Origin of the sequence: Corynebacterium urinipleomorphum, assembly GCF_900155535.1 — a bacterium.
Taxonomy (GTDB): Bacteria; Actinomycetota; Actinomycetes; order Mycobacteriales; family Mycobacteriaceae; genus Corynebacterium; species Corynebacterium urinipleomorphum.
Genome location: NZ_LT706965.1, coordinates 324,513 through 338,929, shown reverse-complemented (window position 1 = coordinate 338,929; position 14,417 = coordinate 324,513). Strand labels below are relative to the sequence as shown.

Below are 14,417 nucleotides of genomic sequence, written 5' to 3'. Positions count from 1 at the left end.
GTAACCAGAACTGGACGTTACTGCGGGCGGCGTGTGTCCTCGCCCAACTGGTGCACGTGAATCATGTTGGTCGTGCCTGCGACCCCAGGCGGGGTGCCGGCCACGACGACCATCGTGTCGCCTTCCTTGTACTTCTCCAGCGACAGCAGCGACTGATCGACAACACTCATCATCTCGTCGGTGTTGTCCACCTTTTGGCACAGGAATGTCTCCGCGCCCCACGTCAGAGCCAGCTGCGAACGCACCTCCTGGTTCGGGGTGAACACAAGCAGAGGCAGGTGGGAGTGGAGGCGTGCCATTCGGCGGGCAGTCTCACCGGAACTGGTGAACGCCACGAGCGCGCGGGAATTGAGGCGCTCAGCGATGTCTCGAGCGGAGTACGAAATCACGCCGCGCTTCGTCCGCGGGATGTGGTTGAGCGGAGGGACATCGCCCATCGACTCCGCCACGCGGACGATGCGGTCCATGGTGCGCACGACATTGTGCGGGTCCACACCGACCGAGGTCTCGCCGGACAGCATGACAGCGTCGGTGCCGTCGAGCACAGCGTTGGCCACGTCAGAGGCCTCCGCGCGTGTCGGGCGGGAATTGTCGATCATGGAGTCGAGCATCTGCGTTGCCACGATCACCGGCTTGGCGTTCTCGCGCGCAATCTGGATCACGCGCTTTTGAACCAGGGGCACCTGCTCGAGCGCGATCTCCACACCCAAGTCGCCACGGGCGACCATTACAGCGTCGAACGCGAGCACGATGGACTCGAGTGCATCGACAGCCTCCGGCTTCTCCAGCTTCGCAATGACGGGGACGCGGCGGCCCTCTTCGTCCATGATCTCGTGGACCAGGTCCACATCGGACGGGGAGCGCACGAAGGACAGGGCGATGAAGTCCACGCCGAGGTTCAGCGCGAAACGCAGGTCCGCTTTATCCTTCTCGGAGAGCGCCGGCACGGAGATATCCATGCCCGGCAGCGACACGCCCTTGTTGTTGGAGACGGGGCCACCCTCGGTGACCTCGCACACCACGTCATTGCCGTCCACTTCTTTGCAGACGAGGGCGACCTTGCCGTCGTCGACAAGCAGGCGGTCCCCCGGCTTCGCATCTTGCGCGAGGTTCTTGTACGTCGTGGACACGCGGTCATGTGTGCCCTCGATGTCGTCGACTGTGATGCGGACCGTTTCACCGGTCTCCCAATAGGTCTTACCGTCGCCCCCGAAGCGGCCGAGACGGATCTTCGGCCCCTGAAGGTCGGCGAGGATACCTACCGCGTGTCCGGTCTCGTCCGTTGCTTCTCGCACCCACTTGTAGTTCTGTTCGTGGTCCGGGTAATCACCGTGCGAAAAGTTCAGGCGGGCGACATCCATGCCGTCACGCACGAGTCCGAGGATTGCGTCCTTGCTGGCTACTGCAGGTCCGAGAGTACAAACAATCTTGGTGCGTCTATCCACAGCTTCCTTCTTCTACTCTGTGCGGTCAGCTTGTTGTGTCAGCTGGCCGGGTAAGGATTGGATACGCACCCCACGCTACCGAAACGCTAACGTTTTTGCTTGTGTGGGTTTTTCACATCGCCGCGCGCTGGTGCGTTGGTGCCGGGGTCGACATCCTGCATGTCAGCGTCAGCTGCATGCCCGTCTGCTTCCGGTTTTCTCTTTTCGGCAATGCCTCGCGGATCGACTTCCCCCGGATTTTCGCGGCCGCGGCGCATGAGGAAGAAAGCGACCGTGGATGCGATGAAAATCACCGATGACACAACGAGGTTCACCCTCAAGCCGAAGATCGTGTTCGCGGCATCGTCGCGCATGAGCTCCATGAAAATGCGGCCGAGCGTATACGAGGCAATATAGAGCACGAATACTCGGCCGTGACCGAGCCGGAAACGGCGCTCCGCCCACAGCAGAAACGCAAACGCGGCGACGTTCCAGATCATCTCGTAAAGAAACGTCGGGTGCACGCTGGTGACAATCTCACCGGTGGAGCGCCCCGTCAGCGGTGCGAAATTGCCGTTCTCATCCACCCTGTAGAAAATGTCCAGCGCCCACGGCACATCCGTTGGACGGCCGTACAGCTCCTGATTGAAGTAGTTGCCCAACCGGCCGATTGCCTGGGCGAGAATGATCGTTGGACCAACCGAATCAGCGAACGGCGCCAGCGGCACATTGCGGTACTTGAACAACCCCCACACAGCCAGCGTGCCCAAGGCCACCGCACCCATGATGCCCAGACCTCCAGCGGAGAAATTGAACACCTGCCACGGGTCTTTTCCAGGACCAAAGTAGCTGTCGTGGTCTGTGATCACGTGGTACATGCGGCCGCCGATGATGCCGGCGGGAATAGCCACGATCGCCGCGTCCCACACCATGTCCGTGTCGCCGCCACGAGCCTTGTACCGGCGCAACGTGAGTGTCAAAGCCACGATAATGCCGGTGATGATGCAAAGCGCGTAGGCCCGGATCGGGATTGGACCGAGGTACCACACGCCCTGCGGCGGCGACGGAATATTAGCCAGAATCTCAGTTACCACGCAGAACAGTTTGCCCGATCGATTGCACGAGCGCGATAGAGCACGCCGGGGTCATCCGTGATCATGCGCCGCGGGACGCTGAGGTGAACACGCCCTTAGCGCGACGGGCACGCCGGGTGCTGCCCAGCCGCCACGAGGCGGCGCGTCGCGGCCGTGACATTGGTGCTGGACATCACAGCTTCACCTGTGAGCACCGCATCCGCACCGATAGACGCGGCGGAAATCAGATCGCGGGCATTGCGCACACCGCCAAGACTGATCCGCAATACGCTTTCAGGCAACCCCGGTTCGATCTCGCCGAAGGCCTCCCGGTTGAGGTCGTTGGTGTCGAAGGTCCAGGAATTCACGCCGATGACAGATGCCCCGGCGCGCAGAGCACGGTCCGCTTCCTCCACCGTGCGCACCTCCGCCATGCCGACCATGCCGAGGGACTCCACACGGTCGAGAAGGCTTTCCAGACGCGCCTGTTCCAGCAACCCCACCTGCAGTGGCACCATGTCGGCGCCGTAGCAGCGTGCCTCGTGGATCTGATACGGATCCACAATCACGTCGCGGCACACCATGGGCAAGGTGGTGGCATTGCGAGCCTGTTCCATGTCGTTCAAGGAGCCGTCAAAACGCAGGCGCTCCGTCTGGCACGCAATGAGCGCGGCTCCCCCAGCCTCAATCTCGGAAGCCAGCTGCGCCATGGAATCGATCACCCCGGTCGGACCGAAGACGGGTGAGGTACGTTTGATCTCCACGATGACCCCGCACCCGGGTCCCAGTAAAGCGGCGCGGACATCCCTCGTGTCCGGCATACAACGCGAACGTGCCTTGATTTCCTTAAAGGGGATGAGCGCTTCACGCGCGGCGACATCCTCCAGCACCCCGGCGACTACAGGATTGAGGGTCGCGTCGGTGACCAGCTGCCGTTTCCCCTGCGCCGCGGTCATGGTACCGAGATTATCGGGTTACACGCAGACCACGAAATCATGCGGTTTTCGGGGGAGAGAAAGACACGGATGGCGAGGGCCGGACCCCACCCAGATCACCGTTCGCGCCGAGAAGCAGGATTCGTCCGGGGATCCGTCGGATCCAAATCCGCGTCGATGGCATCCCACAGCACACGACCTGAATCTGGCTCAGCCTCCAGATCCTGCTCGATCTTCTCTCGGCGTTGGGAGGTCTTCTCGTACTTGTTCACGGTGGCCGCATCTCCACCCGGACGGAAAGCGAGAAGCAGACCTCCGGTACACGCGAGAAGTGCGCCGATCACACCTGCCACAGGTCCAAGGGCGGACACATCGATCGTCGAGATACTGGCCCACTCCGGAATGGCAGCTTGACCGGTAGTGCTGCCAATCGTTGTCTCCTCACCGCCCAAAGTCAGAAGCGCTTTAGCTCGCTCCGGATCTGGCGTTCCAGCGAGGAGGCTGACAGGCGGGACGACTACCGCCAGAGCGGCGACGGAACCGACGGCACCGACGATGCGTCGGCCCCAGCGACGCAGGGCAAGACCCGCAACGGTGGCAGCGAGCAGTAGCAGGACCACCGCGGTGACCTCCGTCGACCACGTGGCACCGTTGACATCCACTGCCCCGCTGCCCGTCCGGTCGTCCGTATACTCAACCGTCATCCATGTCGCCCGCGACGCGAGCCACAGCACCAGCGCACCGGCCCCCATGAGCACCGCGCCCACGCGGGCAAGACGCTTCGAAGACTCCGCGCCGCCGGAGAGGTCCGCGCTGGGCTCGTGCGACACGCTCACTTCTCCCCCTCGCCCGGGGCAAGAAGCACGTCGCTGTCAAAACAGGTGCGGTCGCCGGTGTGGCACGCACCGCCGCACTGCTCCACCTTCATCAACACCGTGTCACCGTCGCAATCGAGGCGAACTTCGGTGACATGTTGGGTGTTCCCACTCGTGAGACCCTTGATCCAGTACTCCTGACGCGACCGCGAATAGTACGTACCCCGGCGGGTGGCCAGAGTGTAGGCCAGCGCGCGGTGATCCATCCACGCCATCATGAGGACATCGCCGGTATCTGCTGCCTGGACGATGGCGGGCACAAGACCTGCATCGTTGAACCGGACGCGTGCTGCAACGTCGGAGGAAAGTTCAGCGTCCTCGGGACGTAGGTCCCACTGGTGTTCTTGAATCTGGTGTGGCATTTAGAGCCGCACCTCGCAACCTGCGTCGGCGAGCGCCTGCTTGACCTCGCTGATTTCCACCTCACGGAAGTGGAAAATGGATGCCGCGAGCACAGCGTCTGCACCTGCTTCCACAGCTGGCGGGAAGTGCTCCGCTTTACCTGCACCACCGGATGCGATCACAGGGATGGATACTGCTTCGCGCACGCGCTTGATCAGCTCGATGTCGAAGCCCTCCTTCGTCCCGTCACCGTCCATCGAATTGAGCAGGATCTCGCCCACACCGAGCTTTTCTCCGGTGACAGCCCACTCGACCGCGTCCAGTTCAGCTGACCGGGTTCCGCCGTGAGTTGTCACCTCGAAACCGGACGGCTGCGGGGTGCCTCCTGCGGGTACACGCCGCGCGTCGACGGAGAGCACGATGCATTGGGCACCGAAGATCTGGGAGAGCTCGCGCAGGAGCTCAGGGCGCGCGATCGCTGCCGTGTTCACGGAAACCTTATCGGCGCCAGCTCGCAACAGTTCCCGAACATCTTCCTCCGAGCGTACACCGCCACCCACTGTGAGGGGAATGAAGACCTGATCTGCCGTACGGCGGACCACCTCGAGCATTGTTCCCCGGTCCTGCTTCGATGCTGTCACGTCGAGGAATGTCAGTTCGTCGGCACCCCGCTCGCCGTAGAGTTTGGCCAGCTCAACTGGGTCGCCGGCATCGCGAAGATTCTCGAAATTGACGCCCTTGACCACCCTGCCGTTATCCACGTCAAGGCAGGGAATGACCCGTGTTGCTACGGTCACTTCACCATCACTTCCTTCCGGCATCGCGCTGAATCGACTTCATGGTACGCAGCACCGATTCATGGACCTCCGGGGACCCGGCGATCACGCCAAGGGAGCCCATGGACCACGGTTCGCCATCCACGTCAGTGACTACGGCACCGGCGCAGCGAGCCAACAAGACACCGGAAGCGTTGTCCCACGGGAACGGGGAGAAACTCACTGCTGCCTCGTAGATGCCCTGGGCGACAAACGCCAAGTCAAGCCCCACCGAACCGCTAATCCGAGGGCGCATGTTGGAGTACTCGAGGGCTTTGATCAAGCGAAGACGGCTGTCGGGCGGAACGCGGCTGCTGTCGTCGGTGCCCACAGCGCCCACTCCCACCTGGTTGCTCGCCGGGGTCACGTCGCTGATACGCGGCAGCTCAGCGCCGTTCAGCGTCACAGGCGAACCCTCGACACCGGTCAGACGCATGTTGAGCATGGGCACGTCGGTCACTGATGCGACCGGCTGTCTGTCTACCACGAGCGAGATTAGAACAGCGCAGTTCGGGTTCCCGGAGGAGAAGTTGGCGGTGCCGTCGATCGGGTCGACGACCCAGAGGGCACGGTCACGCTCCTGCCCACCTTCTTCTTCCCCGAGAACCGGAATGCCTGTGGATCCGGTGAGGTGCTCGCGCAGGGTGGTCTCGATCTGCAGGTCCACCTCTGTAGCGAAGTCGTTGCACCCCTTGTACAGCGCGGGGGCTGCACCGATGCCCTCAACGAACTGCCGACGCGCGATGTCTGTGGCTTCTTCCGCGACCGCGAGGTACCTGTTCAACTCGTCTGGCTGCACGAGAACTCACTCGCCCCTCGGTGCCGCCGCGGTCTCTAACGCCTCGCGCAGCGCGAAACGCTTTTCGTAGAGTGCTTTGCCCACGATAACGCTGTCGATTCCTTCGTCGGCGTAACGCGCGATCTCCGCGATGTCTGCCAGGGAGGACACCCCGCCAGATGCTGTCACCGCTGCGTCCGTGGCGGCAGATACCTCTCGCAGCAATTCCACGTTAGGCCCAGCAAGCGTGCCGTCTTTGCTCACATCGGTGACCACGAAACGGGAACACCCGGCAGCGTCGAAAAACTCCAGGACCTCCCACAGGTCACCTCCGTCGGAGGTCCAGCCGCGACCTTTCGTGCGCCACTGACCGTCTTCATTTCGCACCGCGATGTCCACCGCAATGGCTTCACCGTGCTTGCCGATTGCCGCCGCCGCCCACTCCGGGTTCTCCAGGGCTGCGGTGCCGATGTTCACGCGCTTCGCCCCGGTTGCCAGGGCGCGTTCCAACGTCGCGTCGTCGCGGATGCCTCCGGTCAGCTCCACGTTGATGGACAGTTCGCGGGTGATTTCCGCCATCAGTTCGTGGTTGGAGCCGCGCCCGAACGCCGCATCCAAGTCGACGAAATGCAGCCAATCAGCCCCTTCGCGCTGCCACTGCAGCGCCGCCTCCAAAGGAGCACCGTAGTTCTTCTCGGTGCCGGCCTCCCCCTGGTCGAGGCGCACGGCCTGACTGTCGACAACGTCTACTGCGGGCAGAACAGTGAAACTCATATCCGCAGTCTAATTCAGATGGCCGACCCAATTCCGCAACAGCGCCAACCCGGCCTCGCCGGATTTCTCCGGGTGGAACTGGGTGGCCCACAGCGGCCCATTCTCCACAGCCGCGACAAAGCGCGAATTGCCGTGCGCGGACCAGGAGACCTTCGGGGCCGCGATGAACTCGTCCTCCTGCATCTCCCACTTCTGCACGCCGTAAGAGTGCACGAAGTAGAACCGCGTATCCGCGTCTAATCCGGCGAACATTTCCGAACCATCCGCAACGTCGACGGTGTTCCAGCCCATATGCGGCAACACGGGGGCATCCAGCTTATCGACGACCCCCGGCCACTCCCCGCACCCCTGCGCCTCAATTCCGTGCTCGACTCCCTTGTCGAACATCACCTGCAGCCCCACGCAGATCCCCAGCACCGGACGGTCCCCTGCCAGACGCTGGCCGATCAGCCGCGGCCCCGCGACCTCCCGCAACCCCCGCATGCACGCGTCGAACGCGCCGACCCCCGGCACGACCAGACCGTCGGCTTCCACCGCGATCATCGGATCCCGGGTCACCACCACATCCGCCCCGACATGCTCCAGCGCGCGCTGCGCCGAACGGAGATTGCCTGCACCGTAATCTAGAAAGGCCACCACGTTGCTCATAGCTGGGAAGTGTAACCCGCCGGGCAGGGTGCCACCCCACAGCGCCACCCCATAGCGCCCCTCTGTCCCCTTCATCGCCCAGATTTGGCGAACGGAAACAATCGTTCGGTAACAATGATCCCGCCGCGGCCTTTACGTCGTTCACGCCGGTCATAAAAGACCGGGGTTACCGTTCGATTGTTACCGTTCGCGTTGTAGGGGCGGCCGGACTACCGCCCGAGGCGGCGTTTGCCGACGATCCAGTCGGCCGTCGTCATCACGATTCCCGCGACGACGAGCATGCCGGAGACGGCGAACGCCCACGCCGCACCGAGTCCGGCGATGATACCGCCGAACAGGAACGAGCCGATGCCCTGGCCGCCGTCAAAGCCCACATTCCACACCGCGGACGCGTGGCTAACCTTGGACTGGGGCAGGCGGTAGAACATGCTCAGCAGAGACTCGTTTTGCACCGCGCCGAAGCCGGCACCGAAGCAGACGGCGGAGACGACCAGCCAGACCGGGTGCGCGCTTGCAGCGAGGCAGGCGGCGAAGCCGAACATGCCCACCGCGGCGGCGATCTGGAACGGGATCATGAGCGTGCCGGGCTCGCCGCGGCGATCCGCGACCACGCCGGTGAAGATGCGTGCACCCATGACGGCGAGGTTGACCACGGCCAGAATCAGGCCGCCCAGCGCAGTGCCGGAGGTAATTCCTGTGTCACGTGCCGCGGCCGGCAGGAAGTTGGCGATCAAGCTGTACGCGATAGCCGCAATGGCCAACGCCATCGTGGGCACCAGCACGAGCTTCCACGTCGGCGCGGACACTGCACCGTTGGCAACCGGGTCAGGCTGGGCACCCTTGATCGGCGGGATGCCGGCGCATGCCACACCACCGACGGCGGCGATGGCCAAGGCGAGAACCCAGACTGGCCCGTATCCGATGCGCTCGCTGAGGAACAAGCCCAACGGCAAGGCAATCATCTGCGCGGAACCGCTGGATGCACCGAACACACCTGACGCCTTACCTAGCAGTGAGCGGGGCACGAGCTCGGCGATGATAGCTGCCTCGGATACGGTCATCGCGCCGAAACCGATGCCGCGCAAAACGCTGACCGCCAGCACGACCGACGGGTCCATGTTCCAGATGAAGGCCAGCGCCGGCACACCGAGGAGAACGGCAGAGAACGCGATCGCCGAGCGGTAACTGAATTTGCGCAGCAGACGCGGCATGAACACCTGCGTGAGCACGGTCGCCACCATGAACACGCCAGTGGATGCGCCCGCCAGCGCGTGTGAGCCGCCCGCATCCAGGACCGCCACCGGAACGACCGGCAGCAATAACGCCCACGAGCCGAATGCGGCAGCGACCGCCACCAGTGTCGGAACAAATCCAGGGGCTGTCCAAACCGAGCCCTTGTCTGCCTGACCAGCCCCGCGCGGGGAACCCACGATGAAAACCTCCCACGACTCAGATCGACTACAGGTTGAATAATCGTTCAAACAGAAAAATCAGGCTTACTCAGCTGCATGCGCCATGCAGTTTGAGTCAGCCCGAAAATTCAGCGTTGGGCGGGAAGACCGCTCAACGCTGACGTCGATAAGCGTGCTTTTAGAGCGCGCCCTTCGTAGAGGGTACGCCCGTGACGCGCGGATCGCGCTCGTACGCCTGACGCAGTGCGCGCGCCACGGCCTTGTACTCGGCCTCCGTGATGTGGTGCGGGTCGCGGCCGTACTGGACGTTGACGTGGAGTGTGATGCGCGCGTTGTACGCCAATGTCTCGAAGAAGTGACGGTTGATCACGGTGGCGTAATGGCCACCGATGATCTGCCATTCCATGTTCTCCGGCTCCCCGTTCATGACAAAGTACGGGCGGTTGGAAATATCCACGACGGCATCCACGAGCGTCTCGTCCATGGGCAACGCCATGGAGCCGAAACGGCGGATGCCCTTCTTGTCGCCTACCGCGTCGATGAGTGCCCAGCCGAGCGTGATCGCGGTGTCCTCGACGGTGTGGTGTGCGTCGATGTGTGTGTCGCCCTGCGCCTTGATCTTCAGGTCGAAGCTGCCGTGGGTGCCGAATGCCGTGAGCATGTGGTCAAAAAACGGCAGCCCCGTGTCCACCTCGACTTTTCCTGTTCCGTCGAGGTTGATCTCCACTGAGATGTCGGACTCGCTCGTCGTGCGGGTCGCTGTGCCGATCCGGTCAGTCATTGCTTCTAATCTCCTTTGCTGCGGCCAAGAACGCGTCGTTTTCTTCGTCCAACCCAATGGTCACACGCAGGTGCCCGGGCACGCCCACATCGCGGATGAGCACTCCGCGGTCGAGGAATTTCTGCCACACGGCCGCGGCATCGTCGAAGTCGCCGAAGAAGAGGAAGTTCGACTCGCTGGGCACCACCTTGTACCCCAGCTCCAGCAGCGCAGCTTGAACGCGCTCACGCTCTGACGCGAGCTTATCGACGTCCCCCAGCGTCTCCCCCGCATGCCGCAGCGCCACCCGAGCCGCCGCCTGGGACAAGATGGAAAGGTGGTACGGCAGGCGGACGAGCATGACTGCCTCGATGAAAGCCTGCTCGGCAACGAAATAGCCGAGACGGCCGCCCGCGAAATCGAAAGCCTTGGACATGGTGCGGGAGACCACAAGCTTGGCCGGGTACTTCTCCAGCAGCGTCACGGCAGACGGCGACGGGGAGAATTCCGCGTAGGCCTCATCCACGATCACGATGCCTGGCGCGACATCGAGAATCCGCTCGATATCGACCAAATCCGTCACATCGCCCGTGGGGTTGTTCGGGGTAGTGATGAACACGACATCGGGCTTCTTCTCGTTGATTTCCCGGACAGCGAGGTCAATGTCGATCCTGAAGTCTTCCCCGCGCGGGATGCCGATGAACTCAGTCTGCGTCCCGGCGGACAAGATCGGGTGCATGGAGTAGCTGGGCACGAAGCCCATCGCCGAACGGCCGGGGCCGCCGAAAGCCTGGAGCAGCTGCTGCAGCACCTCGTTGGAACCGTTCGCGGCCCACACCTGATCGCGGGTTACGGTGACGCCCGTCTGCTTCGTCACGTACGCGGCGAGATCATCACGCAGCTCCACTGCGTCGCGCTCCGGGTAGCGGTTCAGACCGTGCGCCGCCTCCTGGATCTCCTGCACGAGGTCGGCGATAAGTTCTTGGGACGGCGGGTACGGGTTCTCGTTGGTGTTCAGCGCCACCGGCACGGTCAGCTGCGGTGCACCGTACGGGGATTGCCCGCGCAGCTCCTCACGCAAAGGCAGATCGGCGAGCGTGGTGCGGTTGTGCTCGTTGGTCTCTGTCATGCGGCTAGTTCTCCTCTCCTATTTCTTCGTGTGCTGCTGCCCCATCCGCGCGTTCCGTGCGGGCCTTGATCGCCTCCCCGTGGGCGGGAAGCTGCTCATCGGTGGCGAGAGTGATGATGTGCGGGCCCACCTCGGCAAGTGCGTTCTCGTCGTATTCGATGATGTTCACAGGGCGCAGGAAGGTGTGCGTGGATAGCCCCGGCGTGAACCTCGCGGTACCGGACGTGGGGAGCACGTGGTTGGATCCTGCGATGTAATCCCCCAGGGGCACCGGCGAGAACGGCCCCACGAAGATCGCGCCGGCGTGAGTGATCCGCCGTGCGACATCGGCGGCGTTGCGCGTGTGGATCTCCAAGTGCTCAGCGGCGTAGGCGTCAGCCACCGCGATCCCGGCTTCGAGGTCGTCCACCAAGACGATGCCCGACTGCTGCCCGCCGAGTGCGGTCGCCGCGCGATCGGCGTTGAGGGTCGTGGCGGCACGTGTGCCGATCTCTTTGTCCACTGCCTCAGCCAGCTCCGGCGAATCCGTGATCAAGACCGAAGCAGCGTTCTCATCGTGCTCGGCCTGAGAGATGAGGTCGACGGCGACCAAGGTGGGATCGGCTGAATCGTCCGCGAGGACCGCGATCTCGGACGGTCCTGCTTCCGCGTCAATGCCCACGATGCCGTTGACCACACGTTTCGCGGCAGCCACAAAGACGTTGCCCGGGCCGGTGACCATGTCCACGGGCTCCAAGAGTTCGCCAGCGTCCCCGGAATCATCGCCGTAGGCCATGAGGGCGACAGCTTGCGCGCCGCCGACCGCCCATACTTCGTCGACCCCCAGCATGGCGCAAGCCGCCAGGATCGTCGGGTGCGGCCATCCGCCGTGCTCAGCCTGCGGCGGACTGCACACAACGAGGGCACCGGCACCTGCCTCTTGAGCCGGGATAGCGTTCATGAGCACCGACGACGGGTACACCGCCTTACCACCCGGAACGTATAGGCCGACGCGTTCGACGGGCAGGAAGACCTCTGTGACCCGGGCACCGGACGCGAGCTCCGTCGTGTGCTCCGATGGTTTCTGATCGGCGTGGACCGCACGGATGCGAGCAATCGCTTCTTCCAGTGCTGACCGCAGGTCCGCATCGAGTTCCTCGACGCACTGCTCGATCACCTCGTCGGGGACACGGACGGACTCGGGGCGAACCGAATCGAATTTCTCTCCGTAATCGAGTGCCGCGGCAGCCCCGCCGTTTTTCACGTCCTGGATGATCGGAGTGACAGTGGGAACCACCGACGCGACATCCATGCCCCCGCGGGGCAGTGCGCGGCGAAGCTCGGATGTCGAGGGAGTACGGCCTCGGAGATCAATCAGATTCAGCATGGCGCTCATCATATTCGGCGTCGCCCGGTGCCGGGTCACATCCCACCGATGAAACAAGCCCGAGCCAGTACGTCAACGCTGCCGTGAACGGCCCCGCTAGCCATGCGGGGCCAGGGCGCAGCAGCGGCACCAAGGTGAACCTGTCACCTTGCGACAGGTCGTGAGGGTCCGGAACCCCATGACGCCACTCCGCCGACGTTGTGCCGAGAATATAGAACGTCCAACTGGCAAAGGCGGCGACAGCGACTGCGAACAGCATTCGTCCCACGCTCGCGCGCCGCTGCGCCGACCCGAATGCAGTCACGCCCACGACCACACCAATGCAAGCAGTGAGCACGGCGAAGCCAGCGAACGAGATGAACTCGACATTATCGGGGCTAGCTAACGGGTCTATGCGCGCATTGCCTTCATCGAATGAGGCGATATATCCGGGACGGGTCAACCCCCAGAGAGCGCCGGCGACCACAGCGAGACCGACTGAGAGCGCAAGAATCCCCGCGCCCCAGCCAAGAGGCTGGGAAGAACGCGGGGAAGCCTTTAGTTGCACACCTTCCACTGGTCGCCCTCACGCTCGAAGCGCTGGACACCAGACTCGGTCTGACCGCCGGTGTTGACGGTCACGGTGGCGGATGCGGTGTTGCCGTTCACGCGGACGTCGCTAAGCTGCGCGTTAGTCTTCGGCACGGCCGGTGCGGGACGTCCCGCTGCGCGCGCCGCGTCGAGCGCCTGCTGCATCTCACGTTCCGTCTGCTCCAGGGACGTGCCGCGGCTAGCGAGCTCCTGGTTGGTCTGGTCGACGACCTTCTTGCACGAGTTGTCCATGATCACGCGCGACCACGACACCAGATCCTTCGGGTTGTAGATCCGGTTCATCGTCTCGGTCATCTTCTGCACGTCAGCGTCCGTACCTGCCTGGCCGCCTTCCACGGGCTTCACCTCGACACTGGGCAGTGTGCCGTCCTCGAACGGGTTGACCACGCCGGCAGCACCCTCGTTCGGCGCACCCTGAGCTTGCGGGTCATCCGGATTCGGCTGATCCTCCGGCTTCGCCTCGTCCTTCTTCTCCGGATCCTTCGCTTTGTCCTTGTCTTCGTCCTTCTTCTCGTCCTCAGGCTTGCCTGCATCCGGTGCGACAGTGACCACATTGGTCTCCGTGGCCATCCCCGACACGACTTCCTCGTCCGAACCGCAAGCCGAAAGAGCTAACGGAGCAACGAGTAGAGCGGCCGCGACCGTCTTTTTCGGAGTGATGGTCAACGTCATAACAGAAGTCTCCTCAAACTGATCCGCTATCGAAAGCCCTCTAAAACCGCTACAGGGCTGGGCGAAGCCCAGCTCCCTCGCCACGTGACATGGGAGCATCATTGATAACGCAAATTGCTTTGTGTTGCTTTCAGTGCACATCAGATCATAACAACGGGCACATCAGCCTTTTCAACCGCGGGACAGTGAAGATGCAGTGAAGACGCTGTGAGGATAGCCGTCGATCTGCATGTACGCTGATACACCATGCAGCTGTCCCGTCCGGTGATCGCACGAGCCGCCGTGGAGATTCTGGATGCCTACGGGCTCGCGGATGTGTCCATGCGGCGCGTCGCTGCCTCTCTCGACGTGGCCCCGGGAGCGCTGTACTGGCACATCGACAGCAAACAGGCGCTCATAGCGGCGATGGCGGATGAGATCGTCTCGCCGGTATTGGCAGAAACGCACGAAGACCCAAAGGCGTTTTGCGCCGCGCTGCGCGAGGCCCTCCTGTCGCACACCGACGGAGCCGATGTGGTCTCCGCCGCGGCAGCCCAGCCCGACTCCCCTGTCTTTCCCGCGTTGATGTCCGGTATCCGGTCCAGCTTTCCCGACTCCGCTGACACCGCCGAAGCCGCGGCCGCAGGATTGCTCTATCTGACTCTGGGGGCCGCGAACTTGCACCAAGCGGGAACCCAATTGAAGGAGTTGACCGATGGCAGCGGCAATGTGAAGTACGGCTCGGAGAGCGAACTCGGACAAGCAATTGACCTGCTTCTCGCAGGGCTCGACGCGAAGACCCACTAGCGGCATCGCGGAGTGCGTTATCTATTACCATCGGGTC

16 protein-coding genes are annotated in these 14,417 nt (G+C 63.2%); 1 reads left to right on the top strand and 15 read right to left on the bottom strand.

Annotation, left to right across the window (positions count from 1 at the left end):
* Window positions 1-17: 17 nt before the first annotated feature.
* The 15 genes from pyk to CZ338_RS08685 all read right to left on the bottom strand — a co-directional run bounded on the left by pyk (window position 18) and on the right by CZ338_RS08685 (window position 13,594).
* Window positions 18-1,445 carry a pyruvate kinase gene (gene pyk / locus CZ338_RS08755; RefSeq protein WP_087117850.1) on the bottom strand — a complete coding sequence of 476 codons (1,428 nt, stop codon included), beginning with the start codon at window positions 1,443-1,445 and terminating at the stop codon, window positions 18-20.
* 86 nt (window positions 1,446-1,531) lie between these two features.
* Window positions 1,532-2,518 (bottom strand): prolipoprotein diacylglyceryl transferase, encoded by a 987-nt coding sequence (gene lgt, locus CZ338_RS08750; RefSeq protein ID WP_087117849.1) that lies wholly within the window; start codon window positions 2,516-2,518, stop codon window positions 1,532-1,534.
* A gap of 95 nt (window positions 2,519-2,613) precedes the next feature.
* Window positions 2,614-3,453, bottom strand: a complete 840-nt coding sequence (locus CZ338_RS08745; RefSeq protein WP_087117848.1) for an indole-3-glycerol phosphate synthase TrpC — start codon at window positions 3,451-3,453, stop codon at window positions 2,614-2,616.
* 95 nt (window positions 3,454-3,548) lie between these two features.
* Window positions 3,549-4,268, bottom strand: a complete 720-nt coding sequence (locus CZ338_RS08740; protein ID WP_235839515.1) for a TIGR02234 family membrane protein — start codon at window positions 4,266-4,268, stop codon at window positions 3,549-3,551.
* Window positions 4,265-4,669, bottom strand: coding sequence for a phosphoribosyl-AMP cyclohydrolase (hisI, locus tag CZ338_RS08735; RefSeq protein WP_087117847.1), 405 nt, complete (start codon window positions 4,667-4,669; stop codon window positions 4,265-4,267). Before hisI ends, CZ338_RS08740 begins: the two co-directional genes overlap by 4 nt.
* The gene (gene hisF / locus CZ338_RS08730) at window positions 4,670-5,446 is read right to left on the bottom strand and encodes an imidazole glycerol phosphate synthase subunit HisF (RefSeq protein ID WP_087117846.1); all 777 of its coding nucleotides are present in this window, start codon (window positions 5,444-5,446) and stop codon (window positions 4,670-4,672) included.
* Between the two features lie 7 nt (window positions 5,447-5,453).
* Window positions 5,454-6,263 (bottom strand): inositol monophosphatase family protein, encoded by an 810-nt coding sequence (locus tag CZ338_RS08725; RefSeq protein WP_087117845.1) that lies wholly within the window; start codon window positions 6,261-6,263, stop codon window positions 5,454-5,456.
* Window positions 6,264-6,269: 6 nt separating this feature from the next.
* On the bottom strand, window positions 6,270-7,016 hold the full coding sequence (priA, locus tag CZ338_RS08720) for a bifunctional 1-(5-phosphoribosyl)-5-((5-phosphoribosylamino)methylideneamino)imidazole-4-carboxamide isomerase/phosphoribosylanthranilate isomerase PriA (RefSeq protein ID WP_087117844.1): 747 nt from the start codon (window positions 7,014-7,016) through the stop codon (window positions 6,270-6,272).
* 9 nt (window positions 7,017-7,025) lie between these two features.
* A complete protein-coding gene (gene hisH / locus CZ338_RS08715) occupies window positions 7,026-7,664 on the bottom strand; it encodes an imidazole glycerol phosphate synthase subunit HisH (protein ID WP_087117843.1) in 639 nt (212 codons plus the stop codon).
* A 209-nt stretch (window positions 7,665-7,873) separates the two neighbouring features.
* Entirely contained in the window at window positions 7,874-9,094 is a 1,221-nt protein-coding gene (locus tag CZ338_RS08710) for an MFS transporter (RefSeq protein WP_087117842.1), read from the bottom strand.
* A 160-nt stretch (window positions 9,095-9,254) separates the two neighbouring features.
* On the bottom strand, window positions 9,255-9,857 hold the full coding sequence (gene hisB / locus CZ338_RS08705; RefSeq protein WP_087117841.1) for an imidazoleglycerol-phosphate dehydratase HisB: 603 nt from the start codon (window positions 9,855-9,857) through the stop codon (window positions 9,255-9,257).
* The gene (locus tag CZ338_RS08700) at window positions 9,850-10,965 is read right to left on the bottom strand and encodes a histidinol-phosphate transaminase (RefSeq protein ID WP_087117840.1); all 1,116 of its coding nucleotides are present in this window, start codon (window positions 10,963-10,965) and stop codon (window positions 9,850-9,852) included. The genes hisB and CZ338_RS08700 overlap by 8 nt, the downstream gene beginning before the upstream one ends.
* A gap of 4 nt (window positions 10,966-10,969) precedes the next feature.
* Window positions 10,970-12,331, bottom strand: coding sequence for a histidinol dehydrogenase (hisD, locus tag CZ338_RS08695; RefSeq protein ID WP_087117839.1), 1,362 nt, complete (start codon window positions 12,329-12,331; stop codon window positions 10,970-10,972).
* Window positions 12,315-12,878, bottom strand: coding sequence for a hypothetical protein (locus CZ338_RS08690; RefSeq protein ID WP_087117838.1), 564 nt, complete (start codon window positions 12,876-12,878; stop codon window positions 12,315-12,317). Before CZ338_RS08690 ends, hisD begins: the two co-directional genes overlap by 17 nt.
* The gene (locus tag CZ338_RS08685; RefSeq protein WP_087117837.1) at window positions 12,869-13,594 is read right to left on the bottom strand and encodes a hypothetical protein; all 726 of its coding nucleotides are present in this window, start codon (window positions 13,592-13,594) and stop codon (window positions 12,869-12,871) included. Before CZ338_RS08685 ends, CZ338_RS08690 begins: the two co-directional genes overlap by 10 nt.
* Before the next feature lie 246 nt (window positions 13,595-13,840).
* Here CZ338_RS08685 and CZ338_RS08680 point away from each other — a divergent pair, with 246 nt between their 5' ends.
* Window positions 13,841-14,380 (top strand): TetR/AcrR family transcriptional regulator, encoded by a 540-nt coding sequence (locus CZ338_RS08680; protein ID WP_087117836.1) that lies wholly within the window; start codon window positions 13,841-13,843, stop codon window positions 14,378-14,380.
* Window positions 14,381-14,417 lie beyond the last annotated feature (37 nt).

Coding starts and splice junctions, on each gene's coding strand:
- CZ338_RS08745 (WP_087117848.1), bottom strand. CDS start 3,453: ATGACCGCGGCGCAGGGGAAACGGCAGCTGGTCACCGACGCGACCCTC.
- hisI (WP_087117847.1), bottom strand. CDS start 4,669: ATGCCACACCAGATTCAAGAACACCAGTGGGACCTACGTCCCGAGGAC.
- priA (WP_087117844.1), bottom strand. CDS start 7,016: ATGAGTTTCACTGTTCTGCCCGCAGTAGACGTTGTCGACAGTCAGGCC.
- hisH (WP_087117843.1), bottom strand. CDS start 7,664: ATGAGCAACGTGGTGGCCTTTCTAGATTACGGTGCAGGCAATCTCCGT.
- hisB (WP_087117841.1), bottom strand. CDS start 9,857: ATGACTGACCGGATCGGCACAGCGACCCGCACGACGAGCGAGTCCGAC.
- CZ338_RS08700 (WP_087117840.1), bottom strand. CDS start 10,965: ATGACAGAGACCAACGAGCACAACCGCACCACGCTCGCCGATCTGCCT.
- hisD (WP_087117839.1), bottom strand. CDS start 12,331: ATGCTGAATCTGATTGATCTCCGAGGCCGTACTCCCTCGACATCCGAG.
- CZ338_RS08685 (WP_087117837.1), bottom strand. CDS start 13,594: ATGACGTTGACCATCACTCCGAAAAAGACGGTCGCGGCCGCTCTACTC.
- CZ338_RS08680 (WP_087117836.1), top strand. CDS start 13,841: ATGCAGCTGTCCCGTCCGGTGATCGCACGAGCCGCCGTGGAGATTCTG.